Source organism: Bacillus salipaludis (genome assembly GCF_030938565.1).
GTDB classification, from domain to species: domain Bacteria; phylum Bacillota; class Bacilli; order Bacillales; family Cytobacillaceae; genus Neobacillus; species Neobacillus salipaludis_A.
The window spans coordinates 2,218,898-2,240,485 of sequence record NZ_JAVGVR010000001.1; the positions used below are offsets into that span (position 1 = coordinate 2,218,898).

Here is a 21,588-nt window from a genome sequence, read left to right on the forward strand (position 1 = left end):
TAAATACCAAAATTTATTGCTTTTTTCTAACGTTAATTTTTCGTCCGAATGACAAATATTGTGATATAATTACTAATCATAAATAAAAAAACGGAAGAAAATGAATGACGGCATGATTATTCGTGCCGTTGTTTTCACTTTAAAAGCAAATTGGAAATTTTTTAAGCTATTTTTGGGGACAAGCTTAATGTTGTTCTTTTGACGGGGGGAAAGGAATGGATAAAGGTAAAATTGTTGCTTTAGAGGACAGAATACCTAAGTTAAAAGAGCAAAGACGGCGAAAAGCAAACAGAAGGCTTATTCTCCTGCTTCTTCTTTTTTTTACATTCATTGCAGCTATCGCCTATATGCAATCACCATTAAGCCATGTTAAACGTATTACTGTGATAGGAAATGATTTATATTCCAGTCAGGAAATTATCAAAAAAACTGGGGTCACGAAAAATACGAATATTTGGAAGGTTAAGAGCAAGGAGATTTCTCAAAAATTAAAGGAACTTTCAGAAGTTAACAAGGTAAAAGTTAAGATTCAATGGCCCAACACTATTATGATTACCATCCAAGAGCATAAACGAATTGCCTACCTGAAAAAAGAAGGCTCCTATTATCCAGTTATGGAAAATGGGAAAATACTTACGGAGAAATCGTTTAAAGAAATTCCGAGTAATTCTCCCATTCTTTTTGATTTCGAGGAAGGCACTGTCTTAAATGAAATGGTTGATGAACTAAAAAATCTTCCCGCTGAAATTGTAAATTCCATATCTGAGATTCACTATACTCCGAAAAAAACAGACAAATATCATATCTCCTTATTTATGAATGATGGTTTCGAAGTGAGTGCAACCTTAAGAAGCTTTTCAGAAAAAATGGTTCATTATCCTTCAATCGTGAGCCAATTAGACCCAAATAAAAAAGGGGTGATTGACTTAGAAGTAGGCTCTTATTTCAAGGCATATGATACAAAGACGGAGGAACAAAAAGGTGGGTAGGATAAAGGTCAAGGGTAATCACGTAATCTTGTCCCTTGTGTGTTTGGTGCTTGGGTATCTAATTGCCTTTTCCTATCATTTAACTCAAAGAGAACACATGAGTGATACGAAGAGGCTTTCAGACCAACAATGGGAGAAAACCCTTGATTTAAGGAACCAGTTGAATGCACAAAAGGAATCAAACAGAAAACTTGAAAAGGAATTAGCAAAAAAGCAAAATATGGTTTTTGAAAATGAAAAAGACCTTTCGAAGGAAGCGCAGGTCTTTTACAACCTTGCAGAAGATGCGGAGAAATACCGGATGTTTTTAGGAAAGGTAAAGGTAAAGGGCAGAGGGGTCAAAGTGACTCTGGCGGATGGTGCCTATAACCCTAAAGTGGTCAATGTTAATAATTATTTAGTTCATGAATTCCATGTGTTTAAAGTTATAAATGAATTATATATCTCAGGTGCAGCGGCAATTGCCATCAATGGCCAAAGGCTGACAAGTCATTCCTACATTAATTGCAATGGTCCTGTCATTACTGTTGATGGTGTGCAGCATCCGGCACCTTTTATGATAACGGCAATAGGAGACCCCGATGTTCTAACTGCTGCATTAAATCTTACCGGAGGGGTAAAGGATCAGCTTGTGAATGATAATATTGTTTTTAGCCTTGAACAAGAGAATGAAATAACTCTAAATCCTATTTTAGGGAATTAGTAGATGAAAACAATGTCCACAATTTAATATATTAAAAGGTTAGGTGAAAAAGGTGGACAAACCGAAGAAAAACTTAAGCTTTACCTTGATTACTGCCATAATCGGTTTTATGATTGCGATTCAATTTCAAACGATAAAAAAACCGGTTGATCGTGATACACGAGATATATGGGAGATTCGTGAGGCCTTGTTAAAGGAAAAGGAATTGCAGTCGACTCTTTTAAGTGAAATTCGTTCAAATGAGGAAAAATTGACCGCATATGAGTCGAAACGAAAGAAGGGTAAGGAGCAGGCACTGAAAGATACATTAAATGAGTTAAAGGTTGAAGCCGGGTTAACAAAGGTAACAGGCCCCGGAATTACCTTGAAAATCGAACCCGCGCTTGAGGAAATTGAATTAGGGGCATCTGTAACCCAAGAAGTTTCTCCGGATCTTTTGCAAAGATTACTAAATGAATTAAATATGTATGAGGCAAAATATGTCTCAATTGATGGACAAAGAGTGATTAATACTACCGTTATTCGTGATATTAATGCCCAAACGAAAATTGATGGACATACCATTAAAAGCTTGCCAATAGAGGTAAAAGTGGTCGCAGACAGTATCGATACTGCAGAAAAATTGTATAATCGAATGAAGGTTTCAAAGTCTATTGAGGAGTTTTACATTGAAAATTTGCGATTGACTGTATCTTCACCTAAAACAAAAGTGACGGTTCCCTCCTATGAAAATCCAATTCGAATTCGTTATATGGAGCCGGTTAAAGGAAATGAAGGAGGAGGCAATAAGTAATGTGGCTTCCCATACTTGGATTAATCATTGGGTCGGTTCTCGGGTTGTTTACTGATATTCGAATTCCCGAAGAATATGCAAATTATTTATCGATTGCTGTGCTCGCTGCACTGGACACATTGTTTGGGGGAATTCGAGCAAATCTGCAAAATATTTACGATGAAAAAGTATTTGTTTCCGGCTTTTTCTTTAATATCATCCTTGCAGCAAGTTTAGCTTTTCTAGGTGTCCATCTTGGTGTAGACTTGTATTTAGCAGCAGTGTTTGCATTTGGAGTCAGGTTGTTTCAAAATATTGCTGTCATTCGACGAATTTTAATAGCAAAATGGTCATCTAGCAAAGAAAAATTAGAAAAAAATTGATGAATTTTAAAGGGAATCATTTAGTTGTGACGAATAATTTTATAAGATATGTATAGGAAACTTTTTTTGAACAAAATAAAATTGTTGTTCGACTGAAGGAATGCTAAAGGAGGTGCCAAAGAATGAACAGCAATGAAATATATGTTAGTCTTGACATCGGTACATCCAGTGTAAAAGTTATCATTGGTGAAATGGTCAATGACTCATTAAATATAATTGGTGTTGGTAATGTAAAATCGGAAGGTTTACGTAAAGGATCAATTGTAGATATAGACGAAACCGTTCATTCAATAAAGAGAGCGATAGAGCAGGCAGAAAGAATGATTGGAATGGAAATTAGACAAGTCATTGTCGGAATAACGGGGAATCATGTCATGTTGCAGCCATGCCATGGCGTTGTAGCCGTTTCCAGTCCGAATCGGGAAATTACCAATGATGATGTCCTAAGGGTAATTGACGCGGCCCAAGTCGTTTCCATTCCTCCTGAAAGAGAAATCATCGGGGTAGTCTCCAAACAATTTATCGTTGATGGACTTGATGAAATCAATGATCCGCGCGGTATGATTGGTGTTCGTTTAGAAATGGAAGGGACCATCATAACAGGGTCTAAAACCATTTTGCATAATACACTCAGATGTGTTGAAAAGGCAGGTTTGGAGATTCTTGACATAACCCTTCAGCCGCTTGCTGCGGGTTCATTTGCCTTATCAAAGGATGAAAAAAATCTTGGGGTGGCCTTAATTGATCTTGGCGGCGGTTCTACCACCCTGGCAGTTTTTGAACAGGGTTATTTAAAATCAACCAGTGTCTTGCCGGTTGGTGGAGAGCATATTACAAATGATCTTTCAAAGGTTTTATGCACCTCTACGGAGGATGCCGAAAAAATCAAGATTAAACATGGACATGCTTTCTATGATGAAGCTTCAGAGGATGAAGTATTCAGTGTTCCGATAATCGGAAGTGATCAGCATCAACAATTCAACCAACTAGAAATTTCTGACATAATTGAAGCGAGATTAGAAGAAATTTTTGACTTGATTTTACATGAAATGAAACGAAAAGGCTTTAATGATTTGCCTGGAGGGTATGTGTTGACCGGCGGAATCGCAAATATGCAAGGAGTGCTGGAGCTTGCCCAGGTGATATTGCAAAATAGAGTTCGCATAGCTATACCTGATTATATTGGAGTAAGAGAGCCTCAATATACAACAGCGGTTGGTCTAATCAAATATGCTTACAAGAATGCTAGATTACCAGGGGGTCCTGTTGCTGCACCATCGCCAGTTTCGGAACCGATCGAAAAGAAAGTCCCAAAACAACAACAACAACAGCCAAAAGCAAAGGTAGAAAAGCAACCAGAAGAAAAGATGTCATCAAAAGTTAAAAAAATCCTTGGTTACTTTTTCGAATAAGCATACGAAAAGGAAAATCGACGAATTAGGAGGATTTGTCATGTTAGAGTTCGATACCAATTTAGATTCTCTTGCGACAATAAAAGTAATCGGTGTTGGCGGAGGCGGAAATAACGCAGTCAACCGAATGATTGAACATGGGGTACAAGGCGTTGAATTTATTGCTGTAAATACAGATGCACAGGCCTTAAATCTTTCAAAGGCAGAAGTAAAAATGCAGATTGGCGGTAAATTGACCAGAGGTCTTGGGGCTGGGGCTAATCCTGAAGTAGGAAAAAAAGCTGCTGAAGAAAGTAAAGAACAATTAGAAGAAGCTTTACGCGGGGCGGATATGGTATTTGTAACCGCAGGCATGGGCGGCGGAACAGGTACCGGAGCGGCGCCTGTCATTGCACAAATTGCTCGTGAGCTTGGGGCATTAACAGTGGGTGTCGTTACACGTCCATTTACCTTTGAAGGGAAAAAACGTTCTACACAGGCATCCGGGGGAATTGCTTCGATGAAGGAAGCGGTAGATACCCTAATTGTCATTCCAAACGACCGGCTTTTAGAAATTGTTGATAAAAGCACACCTATGCTTGAAGCATTCCGTGAGGCTGATAATGTACTTCGTCAAGGTGTTCAGGGTATTTCTGACTTAATAGCGGTTCCAGGATTGATTAACCTGGACTTTGCGGACGTAAAAACGATTATGTCGAATAAAGGCTCTGCATTAATGGGGATCGGTATTGCAGCTGGTGAGAATCGTGCAGCTGAAGCTGCAAAGAAAGCAATTAGTTCTCCATTACTTGAAACATCCATTGATGGGGCGCAAGGTGTATTGATGAACATTACCGGCGGTTCAAACTTGAGCTTGTACGAAGTGCAAGAGGCAGCCGATATTGTTGCAACAGCATCTGACCAAGAAGTAAACATGATTTTCGGATCTGTTATCAATGATAATCTAAAAGATGAGATTATCGTAACCGTCATTGCTACCGGATTTAATGAGGAAGTCATTCAGCCGAAAGTGGCTCGCCCTTCATTTGGGCAGGCTAAACCGCCAATTGGAAACGTTAAAAGAGAACCAAAGCGTGAAGAAGTACCACAAGAACCGGTACGCAATACAAATAATTCTCAAGAAGAAACTTTAGATATTCCAACTTTCTTAAGAAATCGGAATCGTAGAAGATAGATTTTTTTAAAAGAAAAGGCACGGTCCTGCATTAAAATGTACCCTTTGTAAAGGACATTTTGAAAAAAGGGATTAAGCAACCTGAAGAAGATGATTTCTGTATTGTACAGGGGTCATCTTTTTTAGGTTCCATTGATATCTGGTATGGTTATAGTGGCGGATATACTTGTCTATTTCACATTGAAGCTCCTCGAACGTCTTACACGCTTTTATGTTTACCTCGTCTTTCAGATGACCAAAGAATGATTCGATTGGGGCGTTATCCCAACAGTTCCCTCTCCTAGACATAGACTGACGTAACCTTAGTTTCCGAACGAGTTTTTGGAAATCGGGATGGGTATAATGTGTCCCTTGATCAGAGTGGATAAGAGCATTTTCAGCCTTCTTAAAGTTTCGATTCTTCTTTAATTTGAGTAAGGTGTTAGTGGCCAAATCCATGGTGATGCGATTAGAAAGATAGTGCGCCAATACTTCCCCGGTAGACCCGTCTTTAACCACAGACAGGTACGCTCTTTGTCCACTATGGTAGTTTAGGTATGTGATGTCCGTGAGCAGTACTTTACCTGGTGCATCTTGTTTGAATTGACGGTTTAATAGGTTAGGAACCACTCTGTGTTCCTGAGTGGCTTTCATCATTCTTCGGTATGGATTTGCTTTCCTGATTGGGCAGACAATATCATATTTTTTCATGATTCTACGGATCTTCTTCAAATTGAAGACACACTGAAATTGGCCCGCCAATGTCATTTTAATTTGACGTGCCCCTTTCATTTTACCTTTAAAGTGAAAGGCCTTTAATATCAACGCTTTTGATTCTTCATCCTTTGCATCTTGCCGTTTTCTCTGTTCTACGGACTTCTGAGAGAAATAATTATAATACCCGCTTCGTGAAACATTAGCTGCCTCACAAAGGAAACTCACCATGTGCTTCAAGTTGTATTTCTCAATGACGTACCGAATGAGGATATATTTTTGACTAGCAGGGAGTTTTACTTCACCAGCCCCCTTTCTAGCATGCGGATCTTTTTTAGGAGTTCATTCTCTGCCTTTAAGAGATTCATTTGAGCTTCTAACCTGGCATATTTCTCCTCAAGGGATAACTCCGTTACACGTGGTCTACCAGAACTTTCTTTCCTAGTGTCATTAAGTCCCAATACCCCAGCCTTCTTAAAGGCATTCCTCCAACGTTCTGAAGCTGATTTAATTCTTTGTATCCCGATAATATCAACGTCAAACCCTGCTTCTTCAAATATTTGTCTCGAGAATTTCCCCTTATTGAACTCTGAGATAAAGTGTTGCTTAAACTCATCAGAGTATGTAATTCCTTTTGAACTAACAGATTGTATATATGGATTCTTAGATAGTATAGCGATTTCTTTCTCTGTAAAAGTCTTTTTACTCATGATTTCTCCGTCTCCAGTATGTCTCTAGTTGTGTTATTAAATTATATAAAAAAAGTACCCTATAGAAAGCACTTTTTTTAAGTGTCTACTCTATAGGGTACATTTTACATAGGGACCGTGCCTTTTCTTTTTATATGACTGGAAAAATACGACAAAATCTCTGACATATAGTGAAAATTTCTGCTTTTTTGTTTACAGAAAGTGACACACTTCAGCGCTCTATGTGCGTTATACTTTTTCCTAAACAAGATAAAAAACAGAATAATAGAAATATAAAGAGGTTTAGTTTTCTTTTGGGGGAATCAATGAAGGGGGAAGCTATTTGATTGTATATTTAGATGTAATCTGGGCTCTAAACCTTTTATTTGATACTCTGCTCCTATATTTAACAGCGATTTTTTTAAAGAGAAAGATTCGATTATGGAGGTTGTTATCTGGTGGATTTATCGGTTCCTTGATTATTTTATTATCGTTCACACCCATACATGCCTTTTCAAACCATCCGATTACAAAACTTCTCTTTTCGGTATTGATGATTCTTGCCACGTTTGGATATAAGCGACTGGTCTATTTTATAAAGGCATTAATGACATTATATGTTTCTACGTTTTTGATTGGTGGTGCACTGATTGGGGCGCATTATTTTCTACAAACAGAGTCCATCCTGCTTGCTGGACTAAAGGGGTTTGGAGATCCGATCAGCTGGCTGTTTGTTTTTATCGGGTTTCCGATTGCTTGGCATTTTTCAAAGAAGAATGTGGAAGGGATGGAAATGACGAAGATTCAGTTTGATCAAATTGTTAGTGTTAACCTTACGATCAATTCTGAGACCTATGCATTCAAAGGATTGGTGGATAGTGGAAATCAAGTGTATGATCCTTTAACAAGGCTTCCCGTTATGTTTATCTCGATTAAAAACCAAATGGAAGTTATGTCAGAACCAATCAAGCGGATGGCAGCGAATTCTGAGACTTTATTAATGGGAGAGGAAGAATTACCTTCAGAATGGCAAAACAAGCTTCGAATAATTCCTTTTCGTGTGGTTGGACAAGAGCATCAACTGATTATGGCGGTAAAACCTGACTCTATATTAATTGAGAAAAACGGTGATTGCTTCCTTTGTGAAAAGGGTCTTGTGTCGTTTACTATGCAAGAGCTTTCTCCCGATGATGCTTTCCAATGCATCGTCCATCCAAAAATGCTTACTGGACCTAGACAGCCCGGGAATACAGAAAAGGTAAGTTAATATTACTATACTCAGAAAAACATATTTTTAGAAGGAGGAACTTGCATGAAAAAATGGAGAATACGCTTTTCCTATTACTGGTATAAACTACTAATCAAATTGGGATTTAAAACGGACGAAGTTTATTATATTGGCGGAAGCGAGGCATTGCCCCCTCCATTAAGTAAAGATGAAGAAGAACTGCTTTTAAAAAAATTACCTGGCGGGGATAAAGCAGCACGATCCATTTTGATTGAACGAAATCTCAGACTTGTAGTTTATATTGCCAGAAAGTTTGAAAATACAGGAATTAATATTGAAGATTTAATCAGTATTGGTACCATCGGTTTAATTAAAGCAGTCAATACGTTTAACCCGGAAAAGAAAATTAAGCTTGCTACATATGCCTCGAGATGTATTGAGAATGAAATTCTGATGTACTTAAGAAGAAATAATAAGATTAGATCAGAGGTTTCCTTTGATGAACCATTAAACATTGATTGGGATGGAAATGAATTATTGCTTTCAGATGTACTTGGAACAGATGATGATATCATCACAAAGGATTTGGAAGCAAATGTGGATCGTAAGCTTTTAACAAAAGCCCTCCATCAATTAACAGATCGCGAAAAGCAAATTATGGAACTTCGCTTTGGTCTTACAAATGGAGAAGAAAAAACGCAAAAAGATGTTGCAGATATGTTGGGGATTTCCCAATCCTATATTTCGAGACTTGAAAAAAGAATAATCAAGAGATTAAGAAAAGAGTTCAATAAAATGGTTTAGTTTTGGAAAAAAAGAAAATTTTTCTAAGCAAAAAAGCTAATAATTTCGGGATGTAAGCACGATTTTCGATCTATTAGGGTCAATCAGCTGCCAAGTAAAAGTGCATATTTTTCCTGCCCAAGGAGATACTGTTTTTTGTACAGCAGCTCCTGTGAGGAGGGAAAAAGGATTGACTCGAAATAAGGTTGAAATTTGCGGTGTGGACACATCAAAGCTTCCAGTATTAAAAAACGAAGAAATGAGATTACTCTTCAAGCAAATGCAAGAGGGCGACCTAACTGCCCGTGAAAAGCTCGTCAACGGAAATTTACGACTCGTGTTAAGTGTTATTCAACGATTTAACAATCGTGGAGAGTTTGTTGATGACCTGTTTCAGGTGGGCTGTATTGGACTAATGAAATCAATTGATAACTTTGATTTAAGTCAAAATGTAAAGTTTTCCACCTATGCCGTACCAATGATTATTGGAGAGATTCGTCGGTATTTACGTGACAATAATCCGATTCGTGTTTCCAGATCTCTGAGAGATATTGCTTATAAGGCCCTGCAAGTTAGAGAAAGGCTAATGAGTGAGACGTCCAGGGAACCAACTGCCGAAGAAATAGCGAAGGTTTTAGAGGTTCCCCATGAAGAAATCGTCTTTGCACTTGATGCGATTCAAGACCCAGTTTCTCTCTTCGAGCCAATTTATAATGATGGCGGCGACCCGATTTATGTATTGGATCAATTAAGCGATGAACGAAATAAAGATATCCATTGGATAGAAGAGATTGCCTTAAAAGAAGGTATGCGCAGGTTAAACGACCGCGAAAAATTAATCTTAAGAAAAAGGTTCTTCCAAGGTAAAACGCAAATGGAGGTAGCTGACGAAATTGGAATTTCTCAAGCCCAAGTTTCTCGTCTAGAGAAAGCCGCAATCCGACAAATGAATAAAAACATCCAAAATTAAGCTGTCCAAAATGGGCAGCTTTATTTAATTGTCTAGCTCCAGTGCATAGCCCCTCTAGGTCGCTATCCTGCTCCTTCGGCAAAGCATATTCCAAAAAGTGCCGTTCACCTCGTCGTATGCCTTCAAGGATGCAAATTCAGTGTTGTAGGCATGCTGATGAAGTCAAAAAAACGACTTCACCGTCAGGCCCGCAAGCAGCTGTTGGGTCTGATCACTAAGGAAAACTACTTAGAATAATCATCACAGGAACAAGCTGTGCTTGTTCCTAAGGCGGTTCCGCTTTTTCTTTTGTAATTCAAAATAAATTCCATCTTTTTATCATATATTTTCTATAGTATATAGAAAAATGGGAGTGAATAAGGATGGTTAAAATTTCTGATTTTCAAATAAAAGACGTTGTCAATGTCTCAGATGGGAAAAGGCTAGGGAATATCGGGGATATTGAAATTAATTTATCAACAGGAAGAATTGAAGCCGTCGTCATAAGCGGAAGCGGCAGGGTCCTCGGCCTTTTTGGAAAGGATCAAGATATTGTGATTCCATGGAAGAATATTATCAAAATTGGCCAGGATGTAATATTGGTCCGTTATAAAGGCTTTGAAGAAAAAATCTCTGATGAAGCCTAAATGTCACCAAGTTATCCTTGCGGTGACCAATCTTACTATTCATGTTAAACTATAGGAAAAAGAAGAGGTAGATCATGGATTCATTTGTTAAAGGAAATCAATCATTTTTTACAATACAAAGCTGGATGGAGAAATTCCCCGGTTTAGTTGCCGGTATTACGACCAAAAAAGGCGGGGACTCACTAGGGGAATTTGAAAAGCTAAACATGGGGTTTCACGTCGGTGACAATCCAGTTCATGTATGCTCCAATAGAGCGAAGGTTGCTGACCTGCTCCAATTCCCTTTGAAACAATGGGTTGGTGCTGAACAAACACATGATATTGTGATTCAAAAGATCACAAAGGCGGACCGAGGAAAAGGTTCTGATGCTTATGAACATTCGTTTAAAGGGACGGATGGTTTTTATACAATTGAAGAGGGCATTTTATTAACTCTCTGCTTTGCAGATTGCGTCCCTCTTTTTTATTGCACCGGAGAAACATTTGATTGGAGCCGCCCATGCCGGCTGGAAAGGAACGGTCAATGAAATAGCCGCCACTATGATTATGGAGTTTAAAGCGGAAGGAATTAGTCCTGACCAAATTTTTGTGGCAATTGGACCGTCTATTTGTGAAAAATGTTATATTGTAGATGACCGTGTTATTGATTTTGTAGAAAAAGCACTAGAAGATGTCGAAAAAAAGCCATATAATTTAGTAAATGATGGTCAATATTCATTAGATTTGCGTGAGCTTAACAAGCAAATTTTGATAAAGGCAGGTATACCTAATCAAAATATTCTCGTGACCGGTTTTTGCTCCAGTTGCGATGAAGGGGAATTTTTTTCCCATCGCCGTGATAAGGGACGGTCAGGAAGAATGATGAGTTTCATTGGTTGGAAGGAGAGCTAAAACGATTATGAAAGTAGCAGCAAAGCTTGAACATATTAATGAGCAAATATTAGAGGCATGTCGAACAGTAAATCGAAAGCCCGACGAAATAAAGGTCATTGCCGTTACCAAATATGTGAGTACGGAAAGAGCGATGGAAGCAGTTGAAGCTGGTATCTTAAATCTGGGAGAAAACCGTGATGAAGGTCTTCTTAAGAAATGGGAAGTGTTAGGGGACAAGCCTAAATGGCACTTTATTGGAACTTTGCAAACAAGAAAAGTAAAGAATATCATCGATAAAGTTGAATATATCCATTCATTGGACCGACTTTCCCTGGCAGAAGAAATCAATAAGCGTGCAGTGAAACCAGTTAAATGTCTCGTTCAGGTGAATATTTCCGAAGAGGAATCAAAACATGGCTTAACACCTGAAGAAGCAATTGAATTTATTATACAGCTTCAGCCATTGAAAAACATTCGGGTTGAGGGCTTAATGACAATGGCACCTTTTACCGATGATGAGAACGTGCTTCGCAATAGTTTTCGCGGGTTAAGACAGTTGCGGGACCAAATCATGGAACTTCAACTAGATTATGCGCCTTGTACAGAGCTTTCGATGGGAATGTCTAATGATTTTGCAATTGCAATTGAAGAGGGAGCAACAATGGTAAGAATAGGAACAGCACTAGTAGGCGAAGATGGTTAGGAGTGGATGATGATGAGCATAAAGTCAAAATTAAAAACGTTTTTCTTTTTAGATGAGGAATTTGATGGAAATGAGGACATTGTAGAAGAAGTCCAGCCTGTCAGACAGCCCAAACCAGCTGCTAAACCTCAAAATGTTGTAAGCTTGCAAAGTGTACAAAAGTCTTCAAAGGTTGTACTCGTCGAACCGCGCACTTATTCTCAGGCGACTGAGATTGCTGATCATTTAAAAAATCGCCGTGCCGTTGTCGTTAACTTGCAGCGCATTGATAGTGAACAGGGAAGACAAATTGTAGATTTTTTAAGCGGTGCAGTATATACCATCAGCGGAGAAATTCAAAAAATTGGCGAAAAGATTTTTTTGTGTACACCTGATAATGTAGAAGTGTCCGGTAATATTACAGAAGCATTGGTAAAGGAAAGTGAATTTCAGGATACGAGGTGGTAAACGGAAATGGATTTAATTTTTAATCTATTAATTCAGTTAATCGGAATTTATCGTTGGATTCTAATCATTTATATTTTAATGTCTTGGTTCCCAAATATGAGCAGCTCGCAAATTGGTTCTTTCCTTGCACGAATTTGTGAACCGTTCCTAGAGCCATTTAGACGGATTATTCCTCCAATCGGCATGATGGATCTATCCCCATTGGCAGCATTTTTCGTTCTCTATTATGCTCCGGTAGGACTAAGAGCATTGCAAAGTTGGATTGTTTAATTTCGGTTTTACCGCTTTAGTTAGGAGACGGTTATGAATATTTATCAGCATTTTCGGCCTGAAGAGCGGGAATTTATTGATCAGGTATTACATTGGAAGGATTATGTGGAATCCTCTTATTCTACTAGGCTGACGGATTTCCTTGATCCAAGGGAACAGCATATTTTAAAAGTCCTGATTGGTGAAAATAGTTCAATTCAATACCGCCTCTTTGGCGGTAATTTAGGCGTTGAAAGAAAAAGAGCGCTAATTATTCCTGATTATTTTTCAGAGACCCTTGATGATTTCCAAATTGCATTATTTGAAATTGTATATCCCTCCAAATTTTTGACGATTGAACATCCAAAGGTATTAGGAACACTAATGTCATTGGGCTTGAAGCGGGGGAAATTCGGAGATATTCTGTTTGAGGAAGAAAGAGTTCAATTTTTTGCTTCAAAGGAAGTTAGTGATTATATTAAAATGAATCTGCAATCCATTGGGCGGGCCACCGTACGATTAAAGGAAATAGAACTTGATCAGGCAATTTCTGTACACAATGAATGGGTAGAAAGTGAAATGACAGTTTCATCCTTGCGTTTGGATACGGTAGTGTCTGGAATTCATCATCTTTCCAGGCAAAAATCGCAGCTTCTGATTCAGCAAGGCTTAGTTAAGGTTAACTGGACTCTAACCGAAAGCCCTTCCTTTGAATGTGGAGAAGGCGATTTAATCTCTGTCCGCGGACACGGCAGAGTGAAAATTTTGTCAATTGATGGAAAAACAAAGAAAGAAAAATGGCGAATACAAGTTGGGAAACAAAAATAATTTATATTTCAGCAGGAAAATCGAAAATCTTGTCGAATTAATAATGTTATACATACAGACGCATACATTGATGGAGGTGGCATCATGCCCTTAACGCCGTTAGACATACACAATAAAGAATTTAATAAAGGTTTTCGAGGCTACGATGAGGATGAAGTAAATGAATTTCTTGATCAAGTAATAAAGGATTATGAATTAGTTTTACGCGAGAAAAAAGAATTGGAAGAGCGTTTAAATGAAATGAATGAACGCTTGAGCCATTTTGTAAATATTGAAGAAACATTAAATAAATCAATTGTTATTGCTCAAGAAGCGGGTGAAGAGGTAAAACGAAGTGCGCAAAAGGAAGCTAAGCTGATTATTAAAGAGGCTGAGAAAAATGCTGATCGGATTGTAAACGAATCCCTATCTAAAGCACGAAAAATTGCAATGGAAATTGAGGATTTGAAAAAGCAGTCAAAAGTCTTCCGCACAAGATTTAAGATGCTAATTGAAGCCCAGCTCGATATGTTGAACACAGATGATTGGGATCATTTATTGGAATACGAAATTGATGCAACCGAACTAAAAGTTCACGAAGAAGAAGATTCATTAACTTGACGAATCTTTAGTTAATAGCATATAATTTTCTAACAGATTAAATAGTATGGACAATGACGATGAAAGGGACAGTACAATTTTTCGGATGCTTTTTCTAGCGAGCCGGGGAGGGTGAAAGCCCGGTAAAGTTGAAAAGTTGGAAGATCACCCTTGAGTCCCAGGCTGAAAATCTATATAAGGTTAGTAGGCTTTGGCGTATGATTCACGTTACGAATGGTTAAGCGGATGGGTATATATGTACTTGTCTATCAGGGTGGTACCGCGGGAAAACCTTCTCGTCCCTATTTTGGGATGAGAGGGTTTTTTTATTGTAAGGAAATATTAAAGAACAATATTGATTTTTAAACAAAGTTGATTGGAGCAGAAGGCACGAAGACTCCTGTGGGAGTACGGGGTAGGGGAGACCCGCAGGAGCAAAGTGATGTGGAGGCTCCCCAGACCGCCCACGGAAAGCGAAGTGCCTGGAGCGGAAATCAACAACCATGTTTAACAGAGACAATTGTAAAAATGGTCTAATCTGTTCAATAGAAATATTTATTGGAGGAAGAAAAAATGGATTATAAAGATACGTTATTAATGCCAAAGACTGAATTTCCAATGAGGGGCAATCTTCCGCAAAGGGAGCCAGATATCCAGGCAAAATGGGAAGAAATTGATATTTATGCAAAAGTACAGGAGCGGACAAAAGGACGTCCAATGTTTGTCCTTCATGATGGACCTCCATATGCAAATGGCGATATCCATATGGGTCATGCTCTGAATAAAATTTTAAAGGATTTTATCGTTCGCTATAAATCATCGAGCGGTTTCCAAGCGCCATATGTACCGGGCTGGGACACACATGGTCTGCCAATCGAACAGGCATTAACCAATAAAGGTGTAAAGCGGAAAGAAATGACCGTTGCGGAATTCAGAAAGCTTTGTACTGAATATGCCTTACAACAAATTGATAACCAACGAACTCAATTCAAACGTCTTGGTGTTCGCGGTGATTGGGAAAACCCTTATATCACTCTGAAACCGGAGTATGAAGCACAGCAAATTAAAGTATTCGGGGAAATGGCGAAAAAAGGTTATATTTATAAAGGCCTAAAGCCTGTTTATTGGTCACCATCCAGTGAGTCAGCTCTTGCTGAGGCAGAGATTGAATACCAAGATAAACGTTCAGCCTCCATTTATGTTGGTTTTAAAGTGAAAGATGGAAAGGGTGTTCTTGATGCCGATACCCAAATTGTCATCTGGACAACAACTCCTTGGACGATTCCTGCAAACTTAGGGATCTCTGTTCACCCTGATTTAACGTATGTAGTTGTAACTGCAAATGGAAATAAATACTTAGTTGCCGAAGCTCTTTTAGAAGCTGTAACAAAGGAAATTGGCTGGGAAGAAACAGCTGTTGTACAAAAACTAAAAGGTTCTGAACTAGAAAATATCATTGCTTCGCATCCGTTGTACGGCCGTGATTCATTAGTTATGTTAGGGGAGCATGTCACAACAGATGCCGGTACTGGCTGTGTCCATACTGCTCCAGGCCATGGGGAAGATGACTTCTATGTTGGTCAAAAATATGGTTTGGAAGTACTTTGTCCAGTGGATGATAAAGGGCATATGACGAATGAAGCACCTGGTTTTGAAGGATTATTTTACGATCAAGCGAATAAACCGATTGCAGAAGCGTTAGAAAAAGAAGGGGCACTGTTAAAGCTTTCATTTATTACACACTCCTATCCACATGATTGGAGAACCAAAAAACCGGTCATTTTCCGAGCTACTGCCCAATGGTTTGCTTCAATTAAAGATTTCCGAAATGAGCTCCTTGAAGCGGTTAAGGAAACCAAATGGGTTCCTGCATGGGGAGAAACTCGTCTATTTAATATGGTGCGTGACCGTGGTGATTGGTGTATTTCCCGCCAGCGTGTCTGGGGTGTACCAATCCCAGTATTCTACGCAGAAAATGGGGAAGAAATCATCACGGATGAAACAATTAATCATGTATCAGACTTATTCCGCCAGTTTGGTTCAAATGTTTGGTTTGAACGTGAAGCGAAAGAGTTGCTTCCTGAAGGATTTACCCATCCGGGCAGCCCGAATGGCACATTTACAAAAGAAACAGATATCATGGACGTTTGGTTTGACTCAGGATCTTCCCATCAGGCTGTCTTACTAGAAAGAGAAGATTTAGTCCGCCCGGCAGACCTTTATCTTGAGGGTTCCGACCAATATCGCGGCTGGTTTAACTCATCACTTTCTACAGCTGTTGCCGTTACAGGAAAAGCTCCATATAAAGGAGTTCTAAGCCATGGTTTCGCACTTGATGGTGAAGGCCGAAAAATGAGTAAATCATTAGGAAATACAGTACTTCCATCGAAGGTTATGAACCAGCTTGGTGCTGATATTTTACGCTTATGGGTAGCTTCTGTTGATTATCAAGCGGATGTCCGTGTATCAGATGCCATTTTGAAACAAGTTGCCGAAGTGTATCGAAAAATCCGTAACACGTTCCGTTTCTTATTAGGAAACTTAGCAGACTTTAACCCAGCTTCTGATAAGGTTGCTTTTGAAAACTTACGAGAAGTGGATCAATTTATGCTTGTCAAATTAAATAAGCTAATTAAAAATGTCCGAAATGCATATGAAAATTATGAGTTTTCCGGTATTTATCACGCAGTAAATAATTTCTGTACACTTGACTTGAGCGCATTCTATTTGGATTTTGCAAAAGATGTCCTATATATTGAGGCAAAAGATAATCATGAACGCCGTGCCATCCAAACTGTTTTGTATGATTCATTGGTTGCTTTAACTAAATTGGTTTCACCGATTCTTTCTCATACAGCGGATGAGGTTTGGAAGTTTATTCCTGATGTTGAGGAGGAGAGTGTTCAATTGACAGATCTTCCTGAATACGTAGATTATGCAAATGCAAAAGATTTAGAGGAAAAATGGTCATCATTTATGAAACTCAGGGATGATGTCTTAAAAGCGCTAGAAGAAGCTAGAAATGAAAAAGTAATTGGAAAATCGTTAACAGCAAAAGTTACTCTGTATGTAAATGAGCAAACAAAAGCTCTTTTAGATTCGATTCAAGAAAGCTTGCAGCAGTTATTTATTGTCTCTGGTTTTGAAGTTGCAGGCTCTATGGAGGATGCACCTGAAAATGCTCTTAAACTTGAAAATGCAGCGATTGTTGTCACCAAAGCGGAAGGTGAGACATGTGAGCGCTGCTGGGTTGTCTCACCAGAGGTCGGCCAGGATTCAGAGCATAAAACACTTTGCCCGCGCTGTGCAGAAGTAGTAAAAGAAAATTATACACATTTAGCCTAAAGATTAAGCCCTGTGTTAACAGGGCTTTTAAATTTTTCCACCTCCGTTAATTGTTGTTTTTGATGTCAAATGTTTATCCGTGTCAGCTTTGGTCAGACGGTGGATAATAATGAAACAATAATGAAAGCGGAGGTAACAACTATGAATGCAATGCAGGAAAAGCTGTTTTTGGAACTCCGTCAAACAAAAGAAGAAATTGAACATTCATTAAAACACAAGAGTAAGCGGGAGTGGATTACCTCTATATTGGAGGAAGAACTTGCTGATATTGATTCTGCTATGGAAAAAATGAAAAGGGGCCAATATGGTCAATGTGAAATTTCAGGTGAATTACTGCCGGACGATTTATTACAGTTAATCCCCACGTTAAAGTCAACAAAAGATTCAGAGTATTTGGTTAGATTTTATAAAAAACCGATAAATTCCTCTTTTTAATCCATCACATTGTCGTTTCGCTATTCATTATGCTAAAATGCTAAGGAAGTAATGTTAAATGTGGAGGTATTTCTTAGTGTTTTATTACTTAATTGCGATTTTTGTTATTGTATTGGATCAAATTACGAAGTGGCTAATTGTAAGTAAAATGCATTTTGGCGAAAGCATCACCATTATAGAAAATTTTCTTTATATTACCTCCCATAGAAATCGAGGAGCTGCATGGGGAATTTTACAAGGACAAATGTGGCTATTTTACGTCATCACCTTGGTGGTCATTATTGCTTTAATTTACTATTTACAAAAAGCAGCAAAAGGTAAATGGCTGCTTGGAGTTTCCCTTTCTTTTATGCTTGGAGGGGCTATTGGGAATTTCATTGACCGGGTGATTCGTAAGGAAGTTGTCGATTTTATTCATACGTTTATTTTTGGTTATAATTTTCCAGTATTTAATATTGCAGATTCAGCATTAGTAATCGGCGTAATTTTATTAATGATTTCGATGCTGCGTGATGAGAGAGAATCAAAGGAGAAATCATATGGAGAAAATGGAACACACCATTCTTGAGGAACAAAAGGGCGACCGCATTGATAAAGTAATTTCTGCCCTTGATGAAGAATGGTCAAGAACACAGGTCCAACAATGGATAAAGGATGGAAATGCCCTCGTTAATGGACAAGTGGTGAAAACAAATTATAAATGTGCAGTAAATGATCTTATCGAGATTACGATTCCAGATCCAGAACCACTCGATGTGATTCCAGAGGAAATGGACTTAGATATTTATTATGAGGATACCGATGTGTTAGTTGTAAATAAGCCGCGAGGAATGGTCGTTCATCCTGCGCCAGGTCATTTAACGGGAACGCTTGTAAATGGCCTAATGGCACATTGCAAGGATTTATCTGGTATTAATGGGGTATTACGTCCTGGAATTGTTCATCGAATTGATAAAGACACCTCAGGTCTTTTAATGGTTGCAAAAAACGATATGGCGCATGAGAGCTTAGTAAATCAATTAGTTGAAAAATCAGTAACCCGTAAATATAAGGCAATTGTGCATGGGGTTATCCCGCATGATTTTGGTACAATTGACGCACCGCTGGGAAGGGATCCAAAGGACCGTCAAAGCATGACTGTGGTGGATGATGGCAAACATGCGGTGACCCATTTTCATGTGCTGGAGCGTTATAACCATTTTACCTTGGTAGAATGTCAATTAGAGACAGGGAGAACCCATCAAATTCGTGTCCATATGAAATACATTGGCTATCCACTTGCGGGAGATCCTAAGTATGGACCGAAGAAAACACTTGAAATTGACGGACAGGCATTACATGCAGGGGTACTGGGTTTTGTTCATCCGCGAACTCAGGAATATCTGGAATTTGAAGCACCGATTCCATCCGATTTTGAAAGGCTGTTAGATCAATTACGAAATAATCGTTGACACGGGAATAAAAAGTATTGTAAGATAACAACAGTTGAATATGACCTTTAAATCAGTCCTGTGAGGCTGAGAAGGTAACGGTTTATGTCTTTAGGTGGTTTTTGCCTAATTTCAGAATTGTCAACCTCTCGCCAAGCACAGCGGGAGGTTTTTTTATGAATAATCAAAAGGCAATTGTTCTTGATGAGCAGGCGATTTCGAGAGCTTTAACACGGATTGCTCATCAAATTATTGAAAAAAATAAAGGTATTGAAGAATGTGTTCTTGTTGGGATTCGGACTAGGGGAATTTATATCGCTGAACGCCTGGCAAAAAAAATTGAAGAGATTGAAGGTAAACCTATTCCTGTAGGAGAACTGGATATTACCTTGTATCGAGATGATTTGACGAAGAAAACGGATAATCAAGAACCACTTGTAAAAGGCTCAGATATTCCTGCGGAAATTACTGATAAAAAAGTTATTCTTGTAGATGATGTATTATATACAGGACGAACGGTAAGAGCAGGGCTAGATGCCATTATGGACTTGGGCCGCCCTTCTGTAATCCAGCTAGCCGTATTAGTAGACCGTGGACATCGAGAACTTCCAATTAGAGCCGATTATGTCGGGAAAAACATTCCGACATCAAGTGTGGAAAAAATCGTGGTTGAATTAGCAGAAATTGACCAAGTTGATCAAGTAAGTATTTATGACAAATAAATAGCACCCTTTTAATAGCAGTCCCGTGAGGCTGACAAAGGGGAAAAACCGGGTATACACTCAATATTCGGTAATTCTATCCTCTTTGTACCATTCCGGGCAAAGAGGTTTTTTTATGAAAAAAAAATCCATGCTAATAAATAAAGAAAAACCCCTTATGAAAACTGGAGGAGAAAAAATGTCAAGCTCACCAATTTTAGACGTAAAAGACGTTCCAAAGCCAGGACAATGGCTGACTTTAAGTCTACAGCATTTATTCGCAATGTTCGGTTCTACAATTCTTGTTCCGTATTTGGTTGGATTAAGTCCAGCGATTGCGCTAATATCGAGCGGACTTGGGACCTTGGCGTTTTTATTAATTACACAATTTAAAGTTCCTGCCTACCTTGGTTCTTCCTTTGCGTTTATCGCCCCGATTATTGCAGCAAAAACAGCAGGCGGTCCAGGGGCAGCAATGGTTGGCACTTTCATGGCAGGGCTTTTATACGGAATTGTCGCACTGATCATTAGCAGGGCCGGTTATCGTTGGATCATGAAACTCCTCCCTCCGGTTGTTGTTGGTCCAGTGATCATTGTAATCGGTTTGGCCATTTCCGGAACGGCTGTTGGAATGGCGATGAATAACCCAGTGACACAAAAATATAGTTTGCTTCATTTCTCAGTGGCTCTTGTGACACTTGCAGCAACCATTATCTTTTCAATCTACTTAAGAGGCATGTTGAGTATCATCCCAATATTAGGCGGAATCGTTATTGGTTATATATATGCATTAATAGTAGGGATTGTCGACTTCAGTCCAGTATTAAAAGCACAATGGTTTGAAGTTCCGGATTTTATCTTCCCGTTTATCAGCTATAAAGTTAAATTCACTTTGGATTTAGTCCTGCTGATGGTTCCGGTTGCCGTAGTGACCTTATCGGAACACATTGGCCATCAGCTGGTCTTAAGCAAAGTAGTTGGACATGATTATATTAAAGATCCTGGTTTACACCGATCAATTCTTGGTGATGGAACAGCGACACTCATTTCATCACTTATTGGAGGGCCGCCAAAGACCACATACGGTGAAAACATTGGAGTCCTTGCGATTACCCGTATCTACAGCGTTTATATCATTGCCGGTGCAGCAGTTTTTGCCATTATCTTTGGGTTTGTAGGTAAAATCTCAGCATTGATTAGCACCATTCCGACACCTGTTATGGGCGGTGTTTCCATCCTGTTATTCGGAATCATTGCTTCTTCAGGATTAAGGATGTTAGTTGATAGTAAAATTGATTTTGGGGATAAAAGAAACTTAGTTATTTCATCTGTTATCCTTGTCATTGGTATTGGCGGGGCATTCATTAAAGTATCTGATACATTCCAAATTCAAGGAATGGCCTTAGCAGCAATTTTGGGTGTTTTACTTAACCTTATTCTTCCTGGAAGACCTCCGGTGAGTGAAAATATGTTTGACGAAGATGAAGTGGAAAATAAGAAGAAAACAGCATAATTGCAAAATCCTTTTAAATGAAGTCCAGAGAGGCTTATAAGGGTGTAGTACAAAAACGATAGG

Annotated in this window: 22 protein-coding genes, 1 pseudogene and 1 other annotated feature; of the genes and pseudogenes, 22 read left to right on the top strand and 1 reads right to left on the bottom strand. The window is 38.7% G+C overall.

What is annotated here, in order from left to right; all coding sequences use genetic code 11:
- Positions 1-215 precede the first annotated feature (215 nt).
- From RCG21_RS11000 to ftsZ, 6 genes are all read left to right on the top strand, one after another.
- Positions 216-989, top strand: coding sequence for a cell division protein FtsQ/DivIB (locus tag RCG21_RS11000; protein ID WP_133332517.1), 774 nt, complete (start codon positions 216-218; stop codon positions 987-989).
- On the top strand, positions 955-1,692 hold the full coding sequence (locus RCG21_RS11005; protein WP_133332516.1) for a DUF881 domain-containing protein: 738 nt from the start codon (positions 955-957) through the stop codon (positions 1,690-1,692). The genes RCG21_RS11000 and RCG21_RS11005 overlap by 35 nt, the downstream gene beginning before the upstream one ends.
- Before the next feature lie 52 nt (positions 1,693-1,744).
- Positions 1,745-2,485, top strand: coding sequence for a DUF881 domain-containing protein (locus tag RCG21_RS11010; protein WP_133332515.1), 741 nt, complete (start codon positions 1,745-1,747; stop codon positions 2,483-2,485).
- Entirely contained in the window at positions 2,485-2,847 is a 363-nt protein-coding gene (locus RCG21_RS11015) for a small basic family protein (RefSeq protein WP_133332514.1), read from the top strand. The genes RCG21_RS11010 and RCG21_RS11015 overlap by 1 nt, the downstream gene beginning before the upstream one ends.
- Positions 2,848-2,969: 122 nt before the next feature.
- Positions 2,970-4,259, top strand: coding sequence for a cell division protein FtsA (gene ftsA / locus RCG21_RS11020; protein WP_133332513.1), 1,290 nt, complete (start codon positions 2,970-2,972; stop codon positions 4,257-4,259).
- Positions 4,260-4,299: 40 nt separating this feature from the next.
- On the top strand, positions 4,300-5,433 hold the full coding sequence (ftsZ, locus tag RCG21_RS11025; protein WP_133332512.1) for a cell division protein FtsZ: 1,134 nt from the start codon (positions 4,300-4,302) through the stop codon (positions 5,431-5,433).
- A 72-nt stretch (positions 5,434-5,505) separates the two neighbouring features.
- On the opposite strand, the gene RCG21_RS11030 is transcribed toward ftsZ, so the two are convergent.
- A protein-coding gene (locus RCG21_RS11030; protein ID WP_308912891.1) for an IS3 family transposase occupies positions 5,506-6,836 on the bottom strand; the annotation gives its coding sequence in 2 pieces (ribosomal slippage) (positions 5,506-6,464 and positions 6,464-6,836; 1,332 coding nt in all).
- Positions 6,837-7,158: 322 nt separating this feature from the next.
- Here RCG21_RS11030 and spoIIGA point away from each other — a divergent pair.
- The 16 genes and pseudogenes from spoIIGA (at position 7,159) to RCG21_RS11110 (ending at position 21,525) form a co-directional block, all read left to right on the top strand.
- On the top strand, positions 7,159-8,082 hold the full coding sequence (spoIIGA, locus tag RCG21_RS11035; RefSeq protein WP_133332511.1) for a sigma-E processing peptidase SpoIIGA: 924 nt from the start codon (positions 7,159-7,161) through the stop codon (positions 8,080-8,082).
- Between the two features lie 45 nt (positions 8,083-8,127).
- Positions 8,128-8,847, top strand: coding sequence for an RNA polymerase sporulation sigma factor SigE (sigE, locus tag RCG21_RS11040; protein ID WP_133332510.1), 720 nt, complete (start codon positions 8,128-8,130; stop codon positions 8,845-8,847).
- Between the two features lie 169 nt (positions 8,848-9,016).
- Complete coding sequence (gene sigG / locus RCG21_RS11045; protein ID WP_026574805.1) at positions 9,017-9,796, top strand: RNA polymerase sporulation sigma factor SigG; 780 nt, start codon at positions 9,017-9,019, stop codon at positions 9,794-9,796.
- Between the two features lie 362 nt (positions 9,797-10,158).
- Positions 10,159-10,422 carry a YlmC/YmxH family sporulation protein gene (locus RCG21_RS11050; RefSeq protein ID WP_133332509.1) on the top strand — a complete coding sequence of 88 codons (264 nt, stop codon included), beginning with the start codon at positions 10,159-10,161 and terminating at the stop codon, positions 10,420-10,422.
- Between the two features lie 206 nt (positions 10,423-10,628).
- Positions 10,629-11,313: pseudogene (gene pgeF, locus RCG21_RS11055) on the top strand (peptidoglycan editing factor PgeF).
- Positions 11,314-11,320: 7 nt separating this feature from the next.
- Positions 11,321-11,998: a YggS family pyridoxal phosphate-dependent enzyme gene (locus RCG21_RS11060; protein ID WP_308913164.1), complete on the top strand. Its 678-nt coding sequence runs from the start codon at positions 11,321-11,323 to the stop codon at positions 11,996-11,998.
- Between the two features lie 12 nt (positions 11,999-12,010).
- Positions 12,011-12,445, top strand: a complete 435-nt coding sequence (locus tag RCG21_RS11065; RefSeq protein WP_133332506.1) for a cell division protein SepF — start codon at positions 12,011-12,013, stop codon at positions 12,443-12,445.
- Between the two features lie 6 nt (positions 12,446-12,451).
- Positions 12,452-12,715, top strand: coding sequence for a YggT family protein (locus RCG21_RS11070; protein WP_133332505.1), 264 nt, complete (start codon positions 12,452-12,454; stop codon positions 12,713-12,715).
- Between the two features lie 33 nt (positions 12,716-12,748).
- Positions 12,749-13,522: a YlmH family RNA-binding protein gene (locus tag RCG21_RS11075; RefSeq protein ID WP_308913165.1), complete on the top strand. Its 774-nt coding sequence runs from the start codon at positions 12,749-12,751 to the stop codon at positions 13,520-13,522.
- Positions 13,523-13,606: 84 nt separating this feature from the next.
- Positions 13,607-14,122: a DivIVA domain-containing protein gene (locus tag RCG21_RS11080; protein WP_133332503.1), complete on the top strand. Its 516-nt coding sequence runs from the start codon at positions 13,607-13,609 to the stop codon at positions 14,120-14,122.
- A gap of 50 nt (positions 14,123-14,172) precedes the next feature.
- Positions 14,173-14,408, top strand: a binding site (T-box leader).
- A gap of 266 nt (positions 14,409-14,674) precedes the next feature.
- Positions 14,675-17,446, top strand: coding sequence for an isoleucine--tRNA ligase (gene ileS / locus RCG21_RS11085; protein WP_308913166.1), 2,772 nt, complete (start codon positions 14,675-14,677; stop codon positions 17,444-17,446).
- 141 nt (positions 17,447-17,587) lie between these two features.
- Positions 17,588-17,881 carry a hypothetical protein gene (locus RCG21_RS11090; protein ID WP_133332501.1) on the top strand — a complete coding sequence of 98 codons (294 nt, stop codon included), beginning with the start codon at positions 17,588-17,590 and terminating at the stop codon, positions 17,879-17,881.
- Positions 17,882-17,957: 76 nt separating this feature from the next.
- Positions 17,958-18,449, top strand: a complete 492-nt coding sequence (gene lspA, locus RCG21_RS11095) for a signal peptidase II (protein ID WP_026574815.1) — start codon at positions 17,958-17,960, stop codon at positions 18,447-18,449.
- Positions 18,421-19,332, top strand: coding sequence for an RluA family pseudouridine synthase (locus RCG21_RS11100; RefSeq protein WP_133332500.1), 912 nt, complete (start codon positions 18,421-18,423; stop codon positions 19,330-19,332). The genes lspA and RCG21_RS11100 overlap by 29 nt, the downstream gene beginning before the upstream one ends.
- A 155-nt stretch (positions 19,333-19,487) precedes the next feature.
- Entirely contained in the window at positions 19,488-20,033 is a 546-nt protein-coding gene (pyrR, locus tag RCG21_RS11105; protein WP_133332499.1) for a bifunctional pyr operon transcriptional regulator/uracil phosphoribosyltransferase PyrR, read from the top strand.
- Positions 20,034-20,211: 178 nt separating this feature from the next.
- Entirely contained in the window at positions 20,212-21,525 is a 1,314-nt protein-coding gene (locus tag RCG21_RS11110; RefSeq protein WP_308913167.1) for a solute carrier family 23 protein, read from the top strand.
- The last annotated feature ends 63 nt before the right edge of the window (positions 21,526-21,588 follow it).

Excerpts from the sequence above, each read along its gene's own strand:
- RCG21_RS11090 (WP_133332501.1), top strand. The coding sequence starts at position 17,588 with ATGAATGCAATGCAGGAAAAGCTGTTTTTGGAACTCCGTCAAACAAAA.
- RCG21_RS11100 (WP_133332500.1), top strand. The coding sequence starts at position 18,421 with ATGGAGAAAATGGAACACACCATTCTTGAGGAACAAAAGGGCGACCGC.
- RCG21_RS11060 (WP_308913164.1), top strand. The coding sequence starts at position 11,321 with ATGAAAGTAGCAGCAAAGCTTGAACATATTAATGAGCAAATATTAGAG.
- RCG21_RS11070 (WP_133332505.1), top strand. The coding sequence starts at position 12,452 with ATGGATTTAATTTTTAATCTATTAATTCAGTTAATCGGAATTTATCGT.
- sigE (WP_133332510.1), top strand. The coding sequence starts at position 8,128 with ATGAAAAAATGGAGAATACGCTTTTCCTATTACTGGTATAAACTACTA.
- ftsZ (WP_133332512.1), top strand. The coding sequence starts at position 4,300 with ATGTTAGAGTTCGATACCAATTTAGATTCTCTTGCGACAATAAAAGTA.
- pyrR (WP_133332499.1), top strand. The coding sequence starts at position 19,488 with ATGAATAATCAAAAGGCAATTGTTCTTGATGAGCAGGCGATTTCGAGA.
- RCG21_RS11050 (WP_133332509.1), top strand. The coding sequence starts at position 10,159 with ATGGTTAAAATTTCTGATTTTCAAATAAAAGACGTTGTCAATGTCTCA.
- RCG21_RS11080 (WP_133332503.1), top strand. The coding sequence starts at position 13,607 with ATGCCCTTAACGCCGTTAGACATACACAATAAAGAATTTAATAAAGGT.
- RCG21_RS11015 (WP_133332514.1), top strand. The coding sequence starts at position 2,485 with ATGTGGCTTCCCATACTTGGATTAATCATTGGGTCGGTTCTCGGGTTG.
- RCG21_RS11000 (WP_133332517.1), top strand. The coding sequence starts at position 216 with ATGGATAAAGGTAAAATTGTTGCTTTAGAGGACAGAATACCTAAGTTA.
- RCG21_RS11110 (WP_308913167.1), top strand. The coding sequence starts at position 20,212 with ATGTCAAGCTCACCAATTTTAGACGTAAAAGACGTTCCAAAGCCAGGA.
- ftsA (WP_133332513.1), top strand. The coding sequence starts at position 2,970 with ATGAACAGCAATGAAATATATGTTAGTCTTGACATCGGTACATCCAGT.
- RCG21_RS11005 (WP_133332516.1), top strand. The coding sequence starts at position 955 with ATGATACAAAGACGGAGGAACAAAAAGGTGGGTAGGATAAAGGTCAAG.
- RCG21_RS11075 (WP_308913165.1), top strand. The coding sequence starts at position 12,749 with ATGAATATTTATCAGCATTTTCGGCCTGAAGAGCGGGAATTTATTGAT.
- RCG21_RS11065 (WP_133332506.1), top strand. The coding sequence starts at position 12,011 with ATGAGCATAAAGTCAAAATTAAAAACGTTTTTCTTTTTAGATGAGGAA.
- ileS (WP_308913166.1), top strand. The coding sequence starts at position 14,675 with ATGGATTATAAAGATACGTTATTAATGCCAAAGACTGAATTTCCAATG.